18 protein-coding genes are annotated in these 21,300 nt (G+C 60.4%); 9 read left to right on the top strand and 9 right to left on the bottom strand.

Annotated features, from left to right (window positions below; all coding sequences use genetic code 11):
• Positions 1-28 precede the first annotated feature (28 nt).
• The 3 genes from ACW55A_RS25535 (at position 29) to azu (ending at position 4,016) form a co-directional block, all read left to right on the top strand.
• Positions 29-2,524, top strand: coding sequence for a circularly permuted type 2 ATP-grasp protein (locus ACW55A_RS25535; RefSeq protein WP_054081313.1), 2,496 nt, complete (start codon positions 29-31; stop codon positions 2,522-2,524).
• Complete coding sequence (locus ACW55A_RS25530; RefSeq protein ID WP_498811967.1) at positions 2,524-3,417, top strand: transglutaminase family protein; 894 nt, start codon at positions 2,524-2,526, stop codon at positions 3,415-3,417. The genes ACW55A_RS25535 and ACW55A_RS25530 overlap by 1 nt, the downstream gene beginning before the upstream one ends.
• A gap of 152 nt (positions 3,418-3,569) precedes the next feature.
• The gene (gene azu, locus ACW55A_RS25525; protein WP_003366351.1) at positions 3,570-4,016 is read left to right on the top strand and encodes an azurin; all 447 of its coding nucleotides are present in this window, start codon (positions 3,570-3,572) and stop codon (positions 4,014-4,016) included.
• Between the two features lie 205 nt (positions 4,017-4,221).
• On the opposite strand, the gene nadE is transcribed toward azu, so the two are convergent.
• From nadE to ACW55A_RS25510, 3 genes are all read right to left on the bottom strand, one after another.
• Positions 4,222-5,049 (bottom strand): NAD(+) synthase, encoded by an 828-nt coding sequence (nadE, locus tag ACW55A_RS25520; protein ID WP_455809385.1) that lies wholly within the window; start codon positions 5,047-5,049, stop codon positions 4,222-4,224.
• A 26-nt stretch (positions 5,050-5,075) separates the two neighbouring features.
• Positions 5,076-6,299, bottom strand: a complete 1,224-nt coding sequence (gene pncB, locus ACW55A_RS25515; RefSeq protein WP_024662694.1) for a nicotinate phosphoribosyltransferase — start codon at positions 6,297-6,299, stop codon at positions 5,076-5,078.
• Positions 6,300-6,398: 99 nt separating this feature from the next.
• Complete coding sequence (locus ACW55A_RS25510) at positions 6,399-7,304, bottom strand: LysR substrate-binding domain-containing protein (protein WP_003366356.1); 906 nt, start codon at positions 7,302-7,304, stop codon at positions 6,399-6,401.
• A gap of 500 nt (positions 7,305-7,804) precedes the next feature.
• Here ACW55A_RS25510 and ACW55A_RS25505 point away from each other — a divergent pair, with 500 nt between their 5' ends.
• From ACW55A_RS25505 to ACW55A_RS25480, 6 genes are all read left to right on the top strand, one after another.
• Positions 7,805-8,941 (top strand): branched-chain amino acid ABC transporter substrate-binding protein, encoded by a 1,137-nt coding sequence (locus ACW55A_RS25505; RefSeq protein WP_024662692.1) that lies wholly within the window; start codon positions 7,805-7,807, stop codon positions 8,939-8,941.
• 161 nt (positions 8,942-9,102) lie between these two features.
• Positions 9,103-10,017 (top strand): ABC transporter permease subunit, encoded by a 915-nt coding sequence (locus tag ACW55A_RS25500; protein ID WP_003366358.1) that lies wholly within the window; start codon positions 9,103-9,105, stop codon positions 10,015-10,017.
• 2 nt (positions 10,018-10,019) lie between these two features.
• Positions 10,020-11,333, top strand: coding sequence for a high-affinity branched-chain amino acid ABC transporter permease LivM (livM, locus tag ACW55A_RS25495; RefSeq protein ID WP_498811963.1), 1,314 nt, complete (start codon positions 10,020-10,022; stop codon positions 11,331-11,333).
• Entirely contained in the window at positions 11,330-12,205 is an 876-nt protein-coding gene (locus ACW55A_RS25490; RefSeq protein ID WP_003431920.1) for an ABC transporter ATP-binding protein, read from the top strand. Before livM ends, ACW55A_RS25490 begins: the two co-directional genes overlap by 4 nt.
• Positions 12,202-12,918 carry an ABC transporter ATP-binding protein gene (locus tag ACW55A_RS25485; RefSeq protein ID WP_004407872.1) on the top strand — a complete coding sequence of 239 codons (717 nt, stop codon included), beginning with the start codon at positions 12,202-12,204 and terminating at the stop codon, positions 12,916-12,918. Before ACW55A_RS25490 ends, ACW55A_RS25485 begins: the two co-directional genes overlap by 4 nt.
• A 720-nt stretch (positions 12,919-13,638) precedes the next feature.
• Positions 13,639-14,403 carry an SDR family oxidoreductase gene (locus ACW55A_RS25480; protein ID WP_003431917.1) on the top strand — a complete coding sequence of 255 codons (765 nt, stop codon included), beginning with the start codon at positions 13,639-13,641 and terminating at the stop codon, positions 14,401-14,403.
• 50 nt (positions 14,404-14,453) lie between these two features.
• Here ACW55A_RS25480 and ACW55A_RS25475 read toward each other — a convergent pair whose 3' ends face one another.
• The 6 genes from ACW55A_RS25475 to ACW55A_RS25450 form a co-directional block, all read right to left on the bottom strand.
• Positions 14,454-15,623, bottom strand: coding sequence for an AGE family epimerase/isomerase (locus ACW55A_RS25475; protein ID WP_498811958.1), 1,170 nt, complete (start codon positions 15,621-15,623; stop codon positions 14,454-14,456).
• A gap of 117 nt (positions 15,624-15,740) precedes the next feature.
• Complete coding sequence (gene dxs, locus ACW55A_RS25470; RefSeq protein WP_024662689.1) at positions 15,741-17,633, bottom strand: 1-deoxy-D-xylulose-5-phosphate synthase; 1,893 nt, start codon at positions 17,631-17,633, stop codon at positions 15,741-15,743.
• Positions 17,634-17,795: 162 nt separating this feature from the next.
• Positions 17,796-18,683: a polyprenyl synthetase family protein gene (locus tag ACW55A_RS25465; RefSeq protein ID WP_010407759.1), complete on the bottom strand. Its 888-nt coding sequence runs from the start codon at positions 18,681-18,683 to the stop codon at positions 17,796-17,798.
• Entirely contained in the window at positions 18,680-18,925 is a 246-nt protein-coding gene (locus tag ACW55A_RS25460) for an exodeoxyribonuclease VII small subunit (RefSeq protein WP_002551852.1), read from the bottom strand. The genes ACW55A_RS25465 and ACW55A_RS25460 overlap by 4 nt, the downstream gene beginning before the upstream one ends.
• 102 nt (positions 18,926-19,027) lie before the next feature.
• Complete coding sequence (gene metC, locus ACW55A_RS25455) at positions 19,028-20,194, bottom strand: cystathionine beta-lyase (protein ID WP_455809377.1); 1,167 nt, start codon at positions 20,192-20,194, stop codon at positions 19,028-19,030.
• 78 nt (positions 20,195-20,272) lie between these two features.
• Positions 20,273-21,289 carry a PDDEXK nuclease domain-containing protein gene (locus ACW55A_RS25450; RefSeq protein WP_058397713.1) on the bottom strand — a complete coding sequence of 339 codons (1,017 nt, stop codon included), beginning with the start codon at positions 21,287-21,289 and terminating at the stop codon, positions 20,273-20,275.
• Positions 21,290-21,300 lie beyond the last annotated feature (11 nt).

Here is a 21,300-nt window from a genome sequence, read left to right as displayed (position 1 = left end):
AGTCCTTACGTTGCCTGCCGAGCCTTCCATGCCCGACCTGCTTGACCACTACCCGCTGTCCGAGGGTACTTACCACGAAATGCTCGACGCCGACGGAGCCGTTCGCCCGCACTGGCGTCGTCTGTACGAGCACATGCGGCGCAGCAGCGCGGCGCAACTGATCCAGCGCCAGGCCCTGCTGACCCGGCAGATTCAGGAAAACGGTGTCACCTACAACGTGTATGCAGATCCCAAGGGTGCCGATCGCCCGTGGGAGCTGGACCTGTTACCGCACATCATTGCGGCGGATGAATGGCAGCACGTGGCGGCAGGGATTGCCCAGCGTGCACGGCTGCTCAACGCAGTGCTCGCGGACCTTTACGGCGCGCAGACGCTGATCGCCAATGGCCTGCTGCCCGCCGAACTGGTGTTTGGCCACAACAACTTTCTCTGGCCGTGTCAGGGCGTGAAGCCCCCTGAAGGCACGTTCCTGCACATGTACGCCGTCGACCTGGCGCGTACCCCGGACGGACGCTGGTGGGTCACTGCCGACCGTACCCAGGCGCCTTCGGGTGCCGGTTATGCGCTGGAAAACCGCCAAAGCGTCGCGCGCGCCTTGCCGGAGACCTATCGCGACCTGCAGGTCCGGCACCTGTCGGGTTTCTTCGACGCGTTGCAGCAGACGCTGGCCCGTCAGGCGCCCACCAGCAACGAGGCACCGCTGATCGTCCTGCTGACGCCGGGCCGTTTCAACGAAAGCTACTTCGAACACTTGTACCTGGCGCGACAACTGGGCTATCCGCTGGTCGAGGGTGGTGATCTGACGGTGCGCGATGCCACGGTCTACCTGAAAACCCTCAGCGGCTTGCGTCGGGTTCACGCCATCATGCGCCGTCTGGACGATGACTTCTGCGACCCTCTGGAATTGCGTACCGACTCCGCGCTGGGTGTACCGGGGCTGCTTGAGGCCGTGCGTCAGGGCAACGTGCTGGTCGCCAATGCGTTGGGCAGTGGTGTGCTTGAGTCTCCGGGGCTGCTGGGCTTTTTGCCGAAAATCAGTCAATACCTGTTCGGCGAGGATCTGATCCTGCCCTCGGTGGCGACCTGGTGGTGCGGAGAACCGCCGGTGCTGGCCCAGGCGCTGGAAAAACTGCCGGATCTGTTGATCAAGCCGGCGTTCCCCTCGCAACATTTCGCGCCGGTGTTTGGCCGTGATTTGAATGAGGAGCAGCGTCTGGCCCTTGCCCAGCGCATGCAGTCGCGGCCCTATGCCTACGTCGCGCAGGAGCTGGCGCAGTTGTCCCATGCTCCGGTGCTACAGGCTGATGGCACCGGTTTACAGCCGCGCGCCATTGGCATGCGTGTGTATGCAGTGGCCAGCCTTGATGGCTATCGTGTGCTGCCGGGCGGCTTGACCCGAGTGGCCGCTGAAGCCGACGCCGACGTGGTATCGATGCAGCGTGGCGGGGCGAGCAAGGACACCTGGGTGCTGGGCGAGCGCTCGCACCTCGGCGAACCGTGGAAAGGCCAGCGTAAGCTGGGTGTCTACGACCTGATCCGTCGCGACCCTTATCTGCCGTCTCGGGTGGTGGAAAACCTGTTCTGGTTCGGACGTTACTGCGAGCGCTGTGACGACAGTGCGCGCCTGCTGCGCATCATGCTGACGCGCTACGTCGACGATGATGACCCTCTTGCGCTGCAAGCCGCCGTCGCGCTGGCCGAGAGTCTGGGCATGCTGCCCGAGGCGCAGGAAGGCGAAGAGCTGAAGGATCGCCTGCTCGTCGCGCTGATGGGTGACGAGTGGCCGTTCAGCCTGCGCGCCAATTTGCAGCGTTTGCAGTGGGCCGCTTCGCAAGTGCGTGGCAAGTTATCCAAGGAAAACTGGCAGGCGCTGGTCGAGTTGCAGCGCGAGGCCTTGAGTCTGGAAACCGAAGAGCCGGATTTCGGCGAACTGCTGGATTTTCTCAACCGTCTGGTGATGTCGCTGGCAGCGCTCTCCGGTTTTGCGCTGGACGACATGACCCGCGACGAAGGCTGGAGCTTCCTGATGATCGGGCGACGTATCGAGCGCCTGAAGTTTCTCAGCACCAGCTTGTCGGCGTTTTTGCGCGGGCTGGTGGTTTTCGAACAGGCCGGGCTGGAGTGGTTGCTGGAGCTGGGCAACAGCAGCATCACCTATCGCTCGCGGTACATGGCGGTGCCGCATCTGATTCCGGTGCTGGACCTGTTGCTGCTCGACGAGCAGAACCCGCATGCGGTGCTGTTTCAGCTCAAGCTGGTGCAGCGCTCGTTGCGCCGCCTGAACGACGAGTTCGATGCGCCACGTGACAGCAGCCTGACGGTGTTGGCGCAGCGTCTTGCCGCGTTCGATCTGGGCAGCCTGGAGAATCCTTTGTTTGGCCAGAGCAGTATCGACGCCGTACTCGACGGGCTGGCGGACCTGCTGCAGAGCATTGGCGACAGCAGTGGCCTGGCGTCCGATCGCTTGGCGTTGCGCCATTTTGCCCACGTCGATGATGTCAGCCAACGTACGGTGTCTGTCTGATGAACGCTTTCTACCAGATTTTCCATGACACACATTACAAGTACGACAGCCCGGTCTCGTTGGCCCAGCAACTGGCGCACCTGTGGCCGCGCAGCAGTCCCTGGCAGCGTTGCACCGAGCAGGCGCTCGAGATTCTTCCTGAACCCACCACGCGTCGCGATGAGCTGGATGTATTCGGCAACCCGCTGACCCGTCTGGCCTTCGAGCGTCCACATGATGAATTGCAGGTCAATGCGCGGTTGCGTATCGAGGTGATGGAGAAGCCGTTTCTGGACTTCAATCTGTCGCCCGAATGGGAAGTGACCCGCAGCGCGCTGACATACAGCGCCAAGCCGATGACCGAAGATATTCTGGAGGCCTGCCGCTATCGTTTCGAATCCCCCTACGTTCACCTGAAGCGCTCATTCGTCGAGTTCTCGCAGGTCTGTTTCCCGCCGGGCCGTCCATTGTTGCTGTGTGTGCAGGCCTTGATGGAAAAGATCTTCGAGGAGTTTACCTTCGATGAAGAGGCTACTCAGGTCGCCACGCCGCTGGTGGAAGTGCTGGAGCGGCGGCGAGGCGTGTGTCAGGACTTCGCCCACTTGATGCTGGCGTGTCTGCGCTCCCGTGGCCTGGCGGCGCGCTATGTGAGCGGCTATCTGCTGACCCAGCCGCCACCGGGCCAGCCCCGGTTGATCGGTGCCGACGCCTCGCACGCCTGGGTCTCGGTATTCTGTCCGGCCTCTGGCTGGGTGGACTTCGACCCTACCAACAATGTGCAGCCTGCGCTGGAGCATATCAGCCTGGCCTGGGGGCGCGACTTCTCTGATGTCTCGCCGTTGCGTGGCGTGATTCTGGGCGGCGGCACGCATGATCCTGAGGTGAGGGTGACGGTGATGCCGGTCAGCGCCTAATTACCTGCTCCCGTGAATCGTTCTTCAGAAGGGCGCTCCGTCGCGAGCGTCCGCGGGACCATTTGACGCACGTTCTTGGAACCCCGGCCCTGATCGGGCACTCTCTTCTTACATCAGTTTTACGTTAATCAAGTCCTGCCCTGGAGATTCAAATGATTCGCAAGCTTGTAGCGATTTCGCTGTTGTCATTGGCCAGTGGTCAATTGCTGGCTGCCGAGTGCTCGGTCACAGTCGATTCGACCGATCAAATGATGTACGACACCAAAGCCATTGAGATCGACAAGAGCTGCAAGGAATTCACCGTCAACCTGACTCACTCCGGCAGCCTGCCGAAGAATGTCATGGGCCATAACTGGGTGCTGGGCAAAAAGGCCGACACCCAGGCAATCGTCACCGACGGCATGGCGGCGGGCATCGACAAGGACTATTTGAAGCCGGACGACAGCCGCGTCATCGCCCACACCAAAGTCATCGGCGCTGGCGAAAAGGACGCGGTGACGTTTGACGTGTCGAAGCTCGACCCGGCACAGGAATACCAGTTCTTCTGCACCTTCCCCGGGCACATCAGCATGATGAAAGGCGCTGTGACCCTGAAGTAACGACAGGTCCCTTGAGGCGTGTGAGGAGCGTCGCACGAGTTGAGATCATCGTTCCTCACGCTCCAGAGTGGGAATGCCTTGGGTGACGCTCTGCGTCAATCTGCGCCGCGCCCTACATTCCGGATAGGACGCAGAGCGTCCAGAAAGGCGTACCCACGCGGAGCATGGGCACGATAGTGTTGCGGCTCTCTCGTTCCGCACCCTCTCACGGCGCGTACGGCAATTCGCGTTTGTGCTGAGTCTTGGCGTAGGTTTCGCAAATGATCCGGAACGCTTCTTCGCGCACCGGCTCGCCGTGCAGGAAGGCGTCGATCTCGGCGTAGGTCACGCCGTGCGAGGCTTCGTCCGGTTTGCCGGGTGACAGGTCTTCCAGGTCCGCAGTCGGTACTTTCTCGACCAATGATTCCGGTGCGCCGAAATGGCGGGCGATGGCGCGTACCTGGTTTTTCACCAGACCGCTCAACGGTGCCAGGTCGCATGCGCCGTCGCCGAACTTGGTGAAGAAGCCCATCACCGCTTCGGCCGCGTGATCAGTGCCGATCACCAGCCCATGATAGGCCCCGGCGACGGTGTACTGCGCGACCATGCGCATGCGCGCCTTGGTGTTGCCGAGCACGAAATCCACCGAGGTCGCCGGAAGTCCGTCGAACGCCTTCACCTCGGTGGCCAGTGCCTTGACGCTGCTGCCGATGTTGATGGTATGGCGCTCGTCCGGCTCGATGAAATCGACAGAGGCCTGGGCTTCGTGCTCATCGGCTTGCACCACATAAGGCAGGCGCACCGCGATGAAGCGATAAGCGTTGTCGCCCGTGCTTTCACGCAGTTCCTTGACCGCACGCTGAGCGAGCAAGCCGGCCGTCAGCGAGTCGACCCCGCCGCTGATGCCGAGCACCAGGGTCTTGAGCCGTGCGTTCTGCAGGCACTCCTTGATGAAGTTGACGCGGCGGGCGACCTCGGCCTGCAGCGCGTTCTGGTCCGCGAAAGGTGGCTGGACCTTGAGCTGTTCAGCAATCTGGCGCTGTACGGCGTGCATGATTCACTCCTCGTAAATAGGACAATTCAAGCGGGTTTTTCCGGGCTCGGCAAATCCGGCACCTTGAACACATGTCGCAGGTAGGCGACAAAGTTCGGATCCTTGCACTGCGTCTTGCCGGGCTCGTCAGAGATTTTCGCCACGGCCTGACCGGCGCAAGCGGTCATTTTCAATACCATGTTCATCGGCGCAATGCCGGGGATGTCGGCCGTTAGGTTGGTGCCGATACCGAAGCTGACATTGATGCGTCCGCGCAACGCACGAAAGATATCGAGCGCCTTGGGCAGGTTCAGCCCATCGGAAAACACCAGCGTCTTGCTCATCGGGTCGATACCGAGCTTCTGGTAATGCGAGATGCATTTTTCGGCCCACTTCACCGGGTCGCCCGAATCATGGCGCAAACCGTCGAACAGCTTGGCGAAGTACAGATCGAAGTCGTTCAGGAAGGCATCGGTGGTGATGCAGTCGGTCAGCGCGATCCCCAGCAGGCCGCGGTATTCGCGGACCCAGCAATCGAGCGCGGCGATCTGACTGTCGATCAGACGCGGTCCCAGCTGCTGATGGGCCATGATCCATTCGTGAGCCATGGTGCCCAAGGGTTTCAGGTCCAGCTGACGGGCCAGATGAACGTTGCTGGTGCCGACGAACTGACCTGGAAAGTCGTTTTTCAGGACACCAAGCATTTCTTCCTGCACACGATAGGAAAACCGCCTGCGCGTGCCGAAGTCCGCCACTTTCAGCTCGGCCAGTTCATCTGCCGTGGCATGCGTGGTCAGCCATTCGAACTTGTCATACAGACGATCCCGCGCCTGACTGAGCAGGGTATCCGGGTAACGATGTCGGTTGCGCACTTCGCTGACGATGGCCAGCAGCGGCACTTCAAACAAAATGACATGCAGCCACGGCCCATGCAGGCGAATGCACAGTTCGTCATTCTCGATGGTGGTTTTCACGTAGCGGGTATTGAAGCGGAACAGCCCGAGAAAGCGCAGGAAATCCGGTTTGATGAAGGTGATGCGCTCCAGAAAAGCCAAATGTTCAGGGCTTAGCGACAGCTCGCACAACAGCTCGATCTGGTGCTTGATTTCATCCAGATAGGGGCGAAGGTCCTCCCCGTTGCGGCAACGGAACTCCCACTCGACGTCCACGTTCGGGTAGTTATGCAGGACGGCCTGCATCATGGTCAGCTTGTAGAAATCGGTATCGAGCAGGCTTTGCACGATGCGATTGGAAAAGGCGCTCTCGCTCATTGAATCAGGCTCTCCAGAGCAGCCGGATAAAGTGGGGCGCGTGACTTCCTGTCTGTCACCATGGAAGGCTCACGGCCGGATGGGTGTGCATTGTCGCCCTTAAGCGGGGGGTTGATCCAACTGTTCCAGCATCCACTGTAGAAAAACCCGGATTTTGGGCACGTCGGCGGTGTGTTCCGGATAGGACAGGTAGTAGGCGCTGTTAGTGCTGGGCAATGCGTAATCCCAGGCAATCACCAGTTTGCCCTCGGCCAGTTCCTCCTCGACCAGAAAGCGTGGCAGCAGCGCAACGCCGCAGCCAACCTGGGCTGCGCGGATGCACATATAGAAGGTTTCAAAGCGCGGCCCGTGATAGCTGTGGTCGGTGTGATAGCCCTGGCTTTCGAACCATTCATGCCAGGCTTCGGGGCGGAAGGCATTCTGCAGCAGGACCAGCTCGCTCAGTTGGGTCGGGTCGCTGAGCGGCTCGTCCGGCAGGCTTTCGGGGGCGCACACCGCCACCAGTTCCTCGCCGAACAGCTTCACGCTTTCTGCACCGGGCGTGGCGGCCTGGCCGAAATAGAACGACACGTCGCAACGGCCTTTGATCAGATCATCGGATTCCTGCTCGTTGATCAGGTCCAGATGAATGTGCGGGTGACGCAAGCGCCAGCCCTTGAGGCGCGGCACCAGCCAGCGGGCGCCGAATGTAGACGGGGTGGAGACGCGCAGTACTTCGGTTTCTCCGCCGTAGGAGCGCAGGAAGTGGGTGGACATCTCAATCTGGGTCAGGATCTTGCGCACTTCGGCCAGGTACAGCGCCCCGGCTGGCGTCAGTTGCAGACGGCGGCGCACGCGCTGGAACAACAGGTGCTGAACCAGCTCTTCGAGTTGCGCGACCTGCTTGCTGACGGCGCTCTGGGTCAGGTTGAGTTCTTCTGCCGCGCGCGTGAAGCTCAGGTGCCGGGTCACTGCCTCAAAGCATTGCAATGCGGCTATCGAGGGCAGATGACGTTTGTTCAGCATGATGACTTCTCTGTTTGCGGCGCGAAGGGGCTGGCGTAAGCAATATGAATTATCGGAATGATATCTCGCTTAAAGGTCGTTTGTCGGGCGCATGCAGGGAGGTTATTACTGGCGCCGCGTGACGCGCTTTTCAGAATCTGACGATGGCTGCAGCAGGTCCCGTTTAATCCGCTAGCCTCAAATGGTGCGTCTCGTAGCGTTCGCGCACCGGGCGTGTGCAATTCGGTGACGTGTGCTGTTACAGGTGGGTTGCCCATCACGGCATGTGCTGGTTGCTACTCGAGTACGCTTGGGTTGCTCTTTTTTCGTCCGGGGTTGCACCTTGCGTGCTCGAAGCAACCAGAGTGCCCCTGTTGCGCGGCGTTGCATGATGGATCGACACGAAGAACACGACATCTCCCTCAACTAAAAAGCGATGGCACGCGCCTTGCTCTGAGCAACTCTGTATCTGTTTGATCATGAAAGTGCCAACTAAAAAAATATCCTCAGGAGCACCACTTATGTCGCATACGTTTTACAGGAAAGGTTTTCTGGCAATCGCAGTGGCTACTGCATTGGGCGTGTCTTCGTTTGCACAGGCGGACGTGAAAATCGGCGTAGCGGGCCCGATGACCGGCGCGAACGCGTCGTTTGGTCAGCAGTACATGAAGGGCGCGCAGGCAGCAGCCGACGCGATCAATGCGGCAGGTGGTGTCAACGGGGAGAAAATAGTACTGGTCGCGGGCGATGACGCCTGTGAGCCCAAGCAGGCCGTGGCGGTTGCCAACCGTCTGGTGGATCAGGAAAAAGTGATTGGTGTAGTCGGTCACTTCTGCTCGTCGTCGACCATCCCTGCTTCGGAGATCTACGGCGACGCTGGCGTTATTGCCATTACGCCAGGCTCGACCAACCCGGCCGTGACCGAACGTGGCCTGAAAGAGATGTTCCGCATGTGCGGCCGTGACGACCAGCAGGGTGTCGTTGCGGGTGACTACATCGTCGACGTGCTCAAAGGCAAGAAAGTCGCCGTTATCAACGACAAGGACACTTACGGTAAGGGCCTCGCTGACGCAACGGCCAAGCAACTGACCGCGCGGGGCGTCAAGCCGATCCTCGAAGAGGGTCTGACCCGTGGCGAAAAAGATTTCAGTGCGCTGGTCACGAAGATTCGTTCGGTAGGCGCTGACGTCGTGTACTTCGGTGGTCTGCACCCGGAAGCCGGTCCGCTGGTTCGTCAGATGCGCGAGCAGGGCCTCAAGGACGTCAAGTTCATGTCCGATGATGGCGTCGTGACCGACGAGCTGGTGACCACTGCAGGTGGTGCACAGTACGTCGATGGCGTGTACATGACCTTCGGCGCTGACCCGCGCGCATTGCCGGACAGCAAGGCTGTCGTGGACCAGTTCCGCAAGGCCGGTTACGAGCCTGAAGGCTACACCCTCTACGCGTACGCTTCGGTACAGGCCCTGGCGGCCGGTTTCAATGGTGCCAAGTCCAACAAGGGTGACGCAGCCGCCACGTGGCTCAAGGCCAACCCGGTCAAGACCGTCATGGGCGAGAAAGCCTGGGATGCCAAGGGTGACCTGAAAGTCTCCGACTACGTGGTTTACCAGTGGGACGCCGCCGGTAAGTACAAGCAACTCGAAAAACAGAAGTGAGATAGACCTCGCGTCGGCCCTGCGCGTCAGGCGCTGATCCGATGATGGGCTCGCCCAGGAGCGAGCCTGCATCTCTTTTATCGTTTTCGGACCTGTCGGTCATGCCTCACGAGGGCGTGACTGACAGGGTGCTGAGCTGCCTTTTTGTGTGAGCGTGCGTGATGGATGGAATCTTCCTGCAACAAATGGTCAACGGACTCACCCTCGGGTCTGTCTATGGCCTCATCGCCATCGGCTATACGATGGTCTACGGCATCATCGGCATGATTAACTTCGCCCATGGCGACGTGTACATGATTTCCGCCTACCTGGCCGCCATCGGCCTCGCGGTTCTGTCTTTCTTCGGACTGGAATCCTTTCCGTTCCTTATTCTCGGTACGCTGATCTTCACCATCGTGGTGACCGGTGTTTACGGCTTCGTCATCGAGCGCGTGGCGTACAAGCCACTGCGCAACTCGACCCGTCTGGCGCCGCTGATCAGCGCTATCGGTATTTCCCTGATCCTGCAGAACTACGCACAGATCAGCCAGGGTGCGCGCCAGCAAGGCGTGCCTACACTGCTCGAAGGTGCGTGGCGCTTTGAAGTCGGCAGCGGCTTCGTGCAGATCACCTACACCAAGATCTTCATCCTCATTGCCGCCTTCGTCGGCATGGGCGTGCTGACCTACATCATCAAGTACACCAAGCTGGGCCGCATGTGCCGGGCCACCCAGCAAGACCGCAAGATGGCCTCGATTCTCGGCATCAACACCGACCGGGTCATTTCCTATGTGTTCATCATCGGCGCGGCCATGGCGGCGTTGGCCGGTGTGCTGATCACCATGAATTACGGCACGTTCGACTTCTATGCCGGCTTCATCATCGGCATCAAGGCGTTTACTGCCGCCGTGCTGGGTGGGATCGGCTCGTTGCCGGGTGCAATGCTGGGCGGTTTGATCCTGGGGGTTGCCGAGTCGCAGTTCTCCGGTCTGATCAACTCCGATTACAAAGACGTGTTCAGTTTCGGCCTGCTGGTGCTGATCCTGATTTTCCGTCCCCAAGGCCTGCTGGGTCGCCCACTCGTGGCGAAGGTATAAGTATGTCCGTTCCTGTTGCTGTTCCTGTTTCCAAACCTGTCGACATCAAGAAGAGTCTGATCGATGCCGTGGTTGCCGGGTTGCTGGCGCTGATTGTGTTCGGCCCCATCGTCGGGATCGTGCTCGATGGCTACAGCTTCAACCTGCAACCGACCCGCGTGGCCTGGCTGGTGGGCGTGGTCATGATCGGTCGCTTCCTGCTCAGTCTGTTTCTGCAGACGCCCAGCGGCCTGCGTGTTTCCCAGAGCTTCGAAAGCTCCGACTCCGGTGTGCATGTGCTCAAACCGGATCATCGATCGCGCCTGTACTGGATCATTCCGCTGCTGATCGTGATTGCCATCGTGTTCCCGATTTTCGCCAACAAGTACATTCTGACCGTGGTCATCCTCGGTCTGATCTACGTGCTGCTGGGCCTGGGGCTGAACATCGTGGTCGGTCTGGCGGGGCTGCTCGATCTTGGCTACGTGGCGTTTTATGCCATCGGTGCCTATGGTCTGGCGCTGGGCTATCAATATCTGGGGCTGGGCTTCTGGTCGGCGTTACCGCTGGCGGCGATTGCGGCGGCGCTGGCCGGATGCATTCTTGGTTTCCCGGTGTTGCGCATGCATGGTGACTATCTGGCCATCGTGACCCTCGGGTTCGGCGAGATCATTCGTCTGGTGCTGAACAACTGGCTGTTGTTCACCGGCGGCCCGAACGGTGTGCCGGTGCCCGCGCCCACCTTCCTGGGGCTGGAATTCGGCCGACGCGCCAAGGATGGCGGGGTGCCGATCCATGAATATTTCGGATTCGATTACAACCCTGACCTGAAATTCATCTTCATCTACGCCGTGCTGTTTCTGGTCGTGCTGGCGGTGCTGTTCATCAAGCATCGCCTGACCCGCATGCCGATCGGGCGTGCCTGGGAAGCCTTGCGCGAGGACGAGATCGCCTGTCGTTCGATGGGCCTCAATCACGTGCTGGTCAAGCTGTCGGCGTTCACGATTGGCGCATCGACCGCAGGCCTTGCCGGTGTGTTTTTTGCCAGCTATCAGGGCTTCGTCAACCCAACCTCATTCACCTTTTTCGAATCGGCGCTGATTCTGGCGATTGTGGTGCTGGGCGGCATGGGCTCGACCGTCGGTGTGGTGATCGCCGCGTTTGTGCTGACCGTTGCGCCTGAGCTGCTGCGCAGCTTCTCCGAGTACCGCGTGCTGCTGTTCGGGATTCTGATGGTGCTGATGATGATCTGGCGACCACGCGGCCTGATTCGCATCAGCCGCACCGGGGTGAAACCGCGCAAGGGCGCGCTGGTGACTGAGGGGGCTGCGCGATGAGCACTGAAGTGATTCTCTCCGTAGAGCACCTGATGATGCACTTTGGCGGCATCAAGGCCCTCAGCGACGTCAGCCTCAAGGTCCGTCGCAATTCGATTTTCGCCCTGATCGGCCCCAACGGTGCGGGCAAGACTACGGTCTTCAACTGCCTGACCGGTTTCTACAAGGCCACTGGCGGACGCATCGAACTGCACACTCGTGGCAAGACCACCAATGTGATCAAGCTATTGGGCGAGCCGTTCCAGGCGACCGACTTCGTGTCGCCGAAAAGCTTCCTCAGCCGGGTGTACTACAAGATGTTCGGCGGCACCCATCTGGTCAACAGGGCAGGGCTGGCGCGCACGTTTCAGAACATTCGCCTGTTCAAGGAAATGTCGGTGGTCGAAAACCTGCTGGTCGCCCAGCACATGTGGGTCAACCGCAGCCTGATCAGCGGGATCCTGAATACCAGGGGCTATCGCAAGGCCGAAGAGGACGCGCTGAATACCGCGTTCTACTGGCTGGAGGTTGTCGACCTGGTGGACTGCGCCAATCGTCTGGCTGGCGAGTTGTCCTATGGGCAGCAACGCCGTCTGGAGATTGCACGAGCCATGTGCACGCGGCCGCAGGTGATCTGCCTGGATGAGCCGGCTGCCGGTCTCAACCCGCAGGAAACCGAGGCACTCAGCGGCATGATCCGTCTGCTGCGTGACGAGCACGACATGACCATCGTGCTGATCGAGCATGACATGGGCATGGTCATGGGGATTTCCGACGATATTGTGGTGCTCGACCATGGCAACGTGATTGCGATGGGGGGGCCGGAACAGATCCGTAACGATCCGAAGGTGATCGCCGCGTATCTGGGCGCTGATGAAGAGGAGCTGGTATGAGCAAGCCGATCCTCGAACTGAAAGAGATCGATGTGTTTTACGGGCCGATTCAGGCCCTGAAGAAAGTCTCGCTGCACATCAACGAGGGCGAAACGGTCAGCCTGATCGGCTCCAACGGCGCGGGCAAGTCCACGCTGCTGATGTCGATCTTCGGTCAGCCGCGCGCGGCCAGCGGGCAGATCATCTATCAGGGCACCGATATCACCCAGAAGTCCTCGCATTACATCGCCTCCAACGGTATTGCGCAGTCGCCGGAGGGGCGGCGGGTCTTTCCCGACATGTCGGTCGAGGAAAACCTGATGATGGGCACCATTCCGATTGGCGACAAGCATTCGGCCGAAGACATGCAGCGCATGTTCGAGCTGTTCCCCAGGCTCAAGGAGCGCCGCAATCAGCGAGCCATGACCATGTCCGGAGGCGAGCAGCAAATGCTCGCCATCGCCCGCGCGCTGATGAGTCGTCCGAAACTGCTGCTGCTCGATGAGCCAAGCCTGGGGCTGGCCCCGATCATCGTCAAACAGATCTTCTCGACCCTGCGTGAACTGGCAGCCACAGGCATGACGATCTTCCTGGTCGAGCAGAACGCCAACCATGCGCTCAAGCTGTCCGACCGGGCTTATGTCATGGTCAATGGCGAGATTCGCCTGTCTGGCACCGGGCAGGAATTGCTGGTAAATGAAGAGGTAAGGAACGCTTATCTGGGCGGGCATTGAGTTCGTCAAAACCCTGCCGTTTTCTTCGCGCGCCCCGGATGCTCAAACATCCGGGGCGCGGTCGTATGCAATTGTGGAAAACAATTTTGGCGCGTCTGATAAGTGCGACATAAAACCGCTGCAAATAGTTGTTTTGTCACCGTTTTGACTTGTTCAGGTTTACTGTGGAACCGGCTGTTAATAACTTGGGAGTATTTGCCTGCAGCCCTTTATGCATAAGGCCTGTAGAAGAGTGGTTAAATTTCGCACAGTGGTTTTCGACCGGCCTGATGGGGCGTTTGTCAACAGCATGGGGGCTGGTCGTTCATACAGGGTTTTCAGGTGAGCAGCCTGTGGATAAGTCTGTTAACAAGCCTTGGAAAGACTGCCCCGGACGTTATAGGGTCTGGGCTACAGGCCATCACCGTTTTCTGACGCTTTCCGGCCTCTTGTCAGTGTCGGGCAAAGTCAAGGAAAAAACTTCGCCTGATACGCTGCAGGCCCCGAAACACGTGATGTCCAGCGCCACTGACTTGCCCCCAGAGATTGTGGGTCTGACTGTGGATAAGGTGGGCAAAAGTACCTGCGAGGCCCGTGGCGCAAGGCTTGCTCCGGGTTGGTTGTTTTTTGTACAAATGCACTCGGTTGTTGCATCGATGTCCCGCTGACGGGCATTCTGCTGCCCTTGCCAGAAACTTATTAACAGGCAGCGCTGTTTTTGCGCCATGTCAGGAGAATGAAATGACTTCCACTGTATTCATCACGGGCGCCACTTCCGGTTTTGGCGAGGCGTGTGCCCGCCGTTTCGCCGAGGCGGGCTGGTCGCTGGTGCTGACCGGTCGACGCAAGGACCGTCTGGATGCCTTGAGCGCCGAGCTGTCGAAGCAGACCAAGGTGCATACGCTGGTGCTGGATGTGCGTGACCGCAAGGCGATGGAGAGCGCCATCGCAGATTTGCCTGAAGAGTTCGGCACCATTCGCGGGCTGATCAACAATGCCGGCCTGGCGCTGGGGATCGATCCTGCTCCCAAGTGCGATCTGGATGACTGGGACACCATGATCGACACCAACGTCAAAGGTCTGGTCTACACCACGCGTCTGCTGCTGCCACGCCTGATCGCGCATGGTCGCGGCGCGAGCATTGTCAACTTGGGTTCGGTCGCCGGTAACTACCCTTATCCGGGTGGCAACGTCTACGGTGGTACCAAGGCCTTTGTCGGGCAGTTCTCGCTGAACCTGCGCAACGATCTGATCGGCACGGGCGTGAGAGTCACCAACCTTGAGCCAGGGCTGTGCGAGAGCGAGTTTTCGCTGGTACGTTTCGGCGGTGATCAGGCCAAGTACGATGCGACCTACGCAGGTGCCGAGCCGATTCAGCCTCAGGACATCGCCGACACCATCTTCTGGATCATGAACACGCCAGCGCACGTCAACATCAACAGCCTGGAACTGATGCCAGTCAGCCAGACCTGGGCCGGCTTTGCGATTGATCGCAACCGCGGTTGAGTGATGTGCTGATCGGGCCGCGCAGATGCGGTCCGATCAGCTGGGGCTGATCAGCTATCTGCCGGCGTTGGCGGCGGGAATGCGCTGACGAAGCGATTTTCGACGAAATCTGCCAGGCCGATGTAGCAGGTGGCCAAGTGGTAGGGCGTCGTCGACGGCATATCGCTGCGGCTGACCCTGCCATCGGGCTCGATGCACTCGTTCCAGCCCCTGGCATGCAGAAAGCGCTGCTCGAAGGCCGACAGCTGCCGGGTCAAGGCCGCTTCGCAGTCCGGACGCAGGGCCATCGCCCGCAGGTATTCCGCCTGGGCCCAGATACGCTGGGTGGCATCGCGCACCGTACCATCGAGCGCCAGCATCGCCGTCACAGCCCCGCTGTGAGGATCGACACCCTGCGCCTGAGCGTAGACGAACGCGCGGGTCATGGATTCATGCAGCTCGCGCCCGTGCAGTTCCGGGGACGATTGCAGCAGGAAGAACCATTCGAACTGATGACCTGGCTCGTACCAGTTATCCACAGCGCCCAGAGGCTTCTCCAGCATCACGCCGGTTGCCGTATCGACGAAACGGCGTTGCATGTGGATAACCAGCGCGTCCAGTGCAGCCTGTGTGGCAGGGTCGGCACGCACCGACAGGGTGGCCAGAAAGGCCTCTGCCAGGTGCATCAAGGGGTTTTGCAACGGTCCGGTGCCCAGTATCGACCAGTCTTCATCGAGCTGCGCCTCGTACAGCCCGTCGTTGTCGGCAAAGCGTTCGGCCACAACGTTGAGCGCTGCATTGAGCACCGACTCTGCCAGCGGGTCCTGAGCTTTCGCCCAGTAGTGTGCACAGGCAAAAATAATGAAGGCGTGGGTGTAGAGGTCCTTGCGGCGATCCAGCGGCTTGCCCTGTGGATCGATGCTGTAGAACCAGCCGCCATGCTCGGCATCGTGGAAGTGCTGTTGCAGGGAGCGGAACAATTCACCGGCCCGCGCCCGTGCATCCGGCACTTGTGCGTGATCGATGAGGCTGGAAAACAGAAACAGCTGACGGGCACAGGCCATGGCGCGATAGCGTTGCGGCGGCAACGGTTGATCGCCGGCGTCGAGTGCTTCGTAAGGCAATGCCAATTGTGCGTTCCAGCCAGGACCCTGCCACAGCGGAACGACGACCTGCATGAAGTGCTGCTGCAAGGCGGCGAACAACGAGGTCAATTCAGGCGTGGAGGCGGAGCGGGTCACATGAGGCATCGGCTGGCATCGCGGCAGTGTCGAAGTGCGCAGCATGTTATCAGGATTGCTGCACGAGGGCGGGTGATGATCGTTCCTCACGCCAGGCGCGTGAGGAACCTCTGGCAGTCAGCCAATCAGCGCCAGTCGCTCATTGATCGCGGCTTCGATCCCTTGGGCATCCAGGCCGCACTCGGTGAGCATCTGCGCAGGCTTGGCATGCTCGACGTAGACATCCGGCAAACCCAGGTGCAATACCGACTTGAGGATATTGGCGCGCGCCAGGAATTCGCTGACCGCAGCACCTGCACCGCCCATGACGGCGTTTTCTTCCAGTGTGACCAGCAACTCGTGGTTGGCGGCAGCTTCGCTGACCAAGGCTTCGTCCAGTGGCTTGACGAAACGCATGTCGATCACCGTTGCATCGAGCTTCTCGGCCACCACCAGCGCCTCGGCCAGTTGCACGCCGAACGCCAGTATCGCAACGCCCTGGCCCTGACGCCGCACAACGCCCTTGCCGATCTCGACCGGGTCAAGACTGGCCTCGATCACCGCATTAGGGCCGGTGCCGCGTGGGTAGCGTACTGCCGCGGGGCCGGTATGCAGGTAACCGGTGCTGAGCAGCTTGCGCAGTTCGTTTTCATCGCTCGGCGTCATCACCAGCATGCCGGGGATACAGCGCAGGTACGAGAGGTCGAAGCTGCCTGCGTGAGTCGGGCCGTCTTCACCCACCAGCCCGGCGCGGTCGATGGCGAACAGCACGTCGAGGTTCTGTACCGCGACGTCGTGGATCAGCTGATCGTAACCACGCTGCAGGAAGGTCGAATAGATCGCTACCACCGGCTTGCTGCCTTCGCACGCCATACCGGCCGCCAGGGTCACTGCGTGTTGCTCGGCAATGGCCACGTCGAAGTAGCGCTCGGGGAAGCGTTCGCTGAACGCAACCAGGTCCGAACCTTCCTTCATCGCCGGCGTGATGCCGACCAGCCGTGCGTCAGCGTCGGCCATGTCACAGATCCACTGGCCGAACACACCGGAGTATTTCGGTGCGCTGATCTTTTTCTGCGCGGCAGGCGCATTCAGCGGCTCGAGCTTGGTAATGGCGTGATAGCCGATCGGATCGACTTCGGCCGGCGCAAACCCCTTGCCCTTCTTGGTCACCACATGCAGAAACTGCGGGCCTTTCAGGTCACGCATATTGCGCAGGGTGGCGATCAGGGTCGGCAGGTCGTGGCCGTCGATAGGACCGATGTAATTCCAGCCCAGCTCTTCGAAGAGCGTACCCGGGACCAGCATGCCTTTGGCGTACTCTTCGGTGCGCCGCGCGATTTCCCAGGCACCGGGCAGGCGCGAAAGCACCTTTTTGCTGCCTTCACGCATGCTGCTGTAGGTGCGGCTGGAAAGAATCTTGGCCAGATAATTCGATAGCCCGCCGACATTGCGCGAGATCGACATGTCGTTGTCGTTGAGGATCACCAACATGTCGGCCGCCACTTCCGGCGCGTGGTTCAGCGCTTCGAAGGCCATGCCGGCAGTCAGCGCACCGTCGCCGATCACGGCAATCGATTTGCGCTCGCTGCCCTGCAGGCGCGAGGCAATCGCCATGCCCAGCGCGGCGCTGATCGAGGTGCTGGAGTGCCCGACACCAAAGGTGTCGTACTCGCTTTCGCTGCGACGCGGAAAGGCCGCAACCCCGTCCTTCTGGCGCAGCGTGGACATGCGCGCGCGACGGCCGGTGAGGATCTTGTGCGGATAGGCTTGATGACCCACGTCCCACACCAGACGGTCGTCCGGGGTGTCGAAAACGTAATGCAGCGCGATGGTCAGCTCGATGACCCCGAGGCCGGCACCAAAATGCCCTCCGGTCTGGCCAACGGAATACAGCAATTCCAGGCGCAGTTCATCGGCCAGGGTTTCCAGCTCGGCTTCGCCCAGACGGCGCAGGCCGTGCGGGGTGTCGGCTCGGTCGAGCAACGGCGTGACCGGGCGCTCGCGTGGGATCTCTTTGAACGTCGTGGGCATCAGGCGAATCGTTATAAGTAAAAGAGGCGGCAGTTTACCTTATGCATCGCACGCTGCCCATGAAGTGAGTCGGCGGATGACCTGCCGACTGACATGTGTACTCACTGAGACCACGGTGATGCGTGGTTGATTCAGCGGATTTTCCGGTTCGGGTGACAGTGATCAGTGGCGACGTTCGACGATGTAGCGTGCCAGCTGGCGCAACGGCTCTGCGGCGGCATCGAACGGGCTCAGCGCCTGCAGCGCCTGATCACGCAGTTCCAGTGCGTAGTGTTTGGCCGCTTCCAGGCCCAGCAGCGCCGGGTAGGTCGGCTTGTCGCGGGCGATGTCGGCGCCCTGGCGCTTGCCGAGGGTCGCGGTATCGCTTTCGACATCGAGAATGTCGTCCTGAACCTGAAACGCCAGACCGATTGCACGCGCGTAGACCTGTAGGGCATCGAGGCGGGGCTGATCGGCGTGACCGCTGGCCAGTGCGCCAAGGCGGACGCTGGCTTCGATCAATGCACCGGTCTTGTGGCGATGCATGTATTCCAGCGCCGCCTGATCGAGCTTCAGCCCCACTGAACCCAGATCGATAGCCTGGCCACCCACCATGCCCGCCGGTCCGGCCGCCGTCGCGAGGGCCGTGACCATCTGCAGACGCGTCTCGGCATCGCGTGACGTCAGGTGAGGGGCGAGCAGGGCGGTGAAGGCCAGGCTTTGCAGGCCGTCACCGGCGAGGATCGCGCAGGCTTCATCGAAGGCCTTGTGTGTGGTTGGCTGGCCGCGACGCAAGTCGTCGTCGTCCATTGCCGGCAAATCGTCATGGACCAGCGAGTAGGCATGAATTAGTTCAACGGCACAGGCGGCGCCGTTGGCATCCTCGGCTACACCGCCCAGTGCTTCGCAGGCGGCATACGCGAGCAGCGGGCGTACGCGCTTGCCGCCGTTCATCACGCTGTAGCGCATGGCTTCGTAGAGGCGTTCGAGCTCAGGGCCCGGGGCCTTGAACAGCCCGTCGAGTGCTGCGTTGACGCGAGTCTGGCTTTGCGCTTGATAGCTCGCGATCATTCGGGGAGTTCCGCATCGTCGAACGGCTCTTCGCTGAGCTCGCCATCGCGTTCCAGCAATACCTGAACCTTCTGCTCGGCCTGGGTGAGGGCGCTCTGGCAGTCGCGGGTCAGGCGTACACCTTGCTCGAAGGCGGTCAGGGAGTCTTCCAGCGACAACTCGCCATTCTCCAGCCGCTCTACCAGCGCTTGCAGGTCAGCGAGTGACTGTTCGAAATCCAGTGCAGCTTTCTTGCGGGCCATGAGGGCATTTCCGGTAGAGGTTAAACCGCGCGACACTAGCAGAGCGTTGGCGTCTGGGCAAATTGCGGCGACGGACCTGCGCTCTTCAAGCGGCTGCAGGGGTCAACCTGCCGCGAATCCGTTCTGCAGATCCGCGATCAGGTCTTCCGGGCTTTCCAGGCCGACCTGCAGCCGCAGCATCGGGCCGCTACCGCGCTCGGGACCGTGTTGTTCGACTTCCGTGATCAGGCTTTCAAAACCACCCCAGGAGTAGCCGACGCCGAACAGTTTCAACGCGCCGGTAAAGCGATCCAGCACCTGCCGGTCAATGGTGTTGAATTCAAAACTGAGCAAGCCGTTGCAGCCATGGAAGTCGCGCTTCCAGATCGCGTGGCCCGGATCGTCCGGCAACGCGGGATACAGCACGCGGGCAACCTGGGGCTGAGTCTGCAGCCATTGTGCGATCTGCAGCGCGTGACGCTCATGCATGGCCATGCGCGCCGCCAGACTGCGGGCGCCACGCAGCACCAGATAGGCATCGTCGGGGCTGACGGTATTGCCCACGGCGGTGTTCATGGTTTTCAGGGTATGCCAGTGCGCTTCGGTGGTGCTGACGCTGCCCATCATCACGTCGGAGTGGCCGGCCACGTACTTGGTCAGGGCCATCAGCGAAATGTCCGCGCCCAGCTCCAGCGGCTTGTACAGCACCCCCGAGCCCCAGGAGTTATCCACAGCCAGCAGCAGATTCCTTGCTTTGCACAGCTGTGACAGGGATGGCAGGTCACACATGTCGAATGTCAGCGAGCCGGGCACCTCGGCATAGATCATCCGGGTGTTGGCCTTGATCAGCGATTCCACGTTACTGCCGTTGGCCGCGTAGAAATCGAACGGGATGTCGAAGGCGGTCAGCATGGTTTTCGCCAGCCGCCGAACAGGGCCATAGACCGATTCGGTGATCAGGACATGATCGCCGGGACGCAGAAACGATTGAAACATCTGCGCCACTGCGGCCAGCCCGGTCGGGTACAGGCAGGTGCCGTGTGCACCTTCGAGCTCGGAGATCAGGTCCTGCAAGGCAAACGCAGTCGGGTTGCCGTTGGCGCCATAAGTCAGCGAGCGCTCCGGTCCTGCGGTGCGAATTTCCGCCTGCCGCAAGCTTTCCAGACTGTCGAACAGCACCGTACTGAGGCGCACGACGGGTGGGTTGACCGCAATCCCCGGCCCGCTGGCAGCACTGCGACCGCGTTGCGACAGGGCGGTGTGGGCACGAGGGTCTTTGTCTTGCGGCATTGGAGGCTCCGGGTGAAAAGGCTTGCAGGCTGCGGCTCAGGTACCCGCAAGCGTAATGCATCGTGCGCCTGGCAGGTATCACTGATCGTTCAACACAGCGCTCGCGTAGAACTCATGCAGTTTCGCTTGCAGTAACTGTCTGTCCGGCAGGCGGGTCTGGTACTCGGCAATCAACGCGGGTGAAAGCGAGCGGTTCAGAGCGTACTCGACGACTTCGTCGTTTTTGCTGGCGCAGAGTAAGACGCCAATGGCCGGGTTTTCATGGGGTTTGCGTTCGTTGCGGTCCAGCGCTTCCAGGTAGAAGTCCAGTTTGCCGAGGTATTCGGGCTCAAAGCGGCCGACCTTGAGCTCAATGGCAACGAGGCAATTGAGGCCTCGATGGAAAAACAGCAGATCCAGAGCAAAGTCCTGGCCGCCGACCTGCAACGCGTACTCTGAGCCGACAAAACAGAAATCGCGGCCTAGCTCGATCAGAAAGTCCCTCAGGCGTTTCAACAAACCGCCATGCAGGTCCGCTTCGGCGTGCCCCGGTGGCAGCTCCAGAAACTCCACCATGTAGGCATCACGGAATATATCCAGTGCGGCCGGCCGGGTTTCCTTGAGCATCGCCGAGGCTTTGGCTGGCTGGGTGACAGTGCGCTCGAATAGAGCGTTCTTGAATTGGCGCTCAAGTTCGCGTTTTGACCACCTTTCCTGAGTTGCCATTTTCAGGTAGAACTCGCGTTCTTCAGGACGCTTGCTCTGGCTGAAAATGATCAGGTTATGTGACCAGGATAATCGTCGCGCCAGTGGCGCGACTTTCTCTTCTGCACGGTAAATCTCATAGAATTGGCGCATGCGAAAAAGGTTGCTGCGTGTGAAACCACGCAGTCCTGGCTGGGTGGTGGCCAGATGCTCGGCAAGCTGGGTGACCACCGCGTCACCCCATTCAGCGTTTTCAAGCTTGCGACTGATGTAAGCGCCGACTTGCCAGTAAAGCTCGATCAATTGTGTGTTCACCGCCTGTGCGGCCTGCTGTCGAGCGCTCCGGATCATGGCGAGCACTTCATCAAAGCGATCATGTACAGGCGTATGCGGTGTGTTGGGAGTACTCATACTGAAAGTAC

It is taken from the genome of Plantibacter cousiniae (nom. nud.) (assembly GCF_977070315.1).
This window is presented reverse-complemented; position numbering and strand designations above follow the sequence as displayed.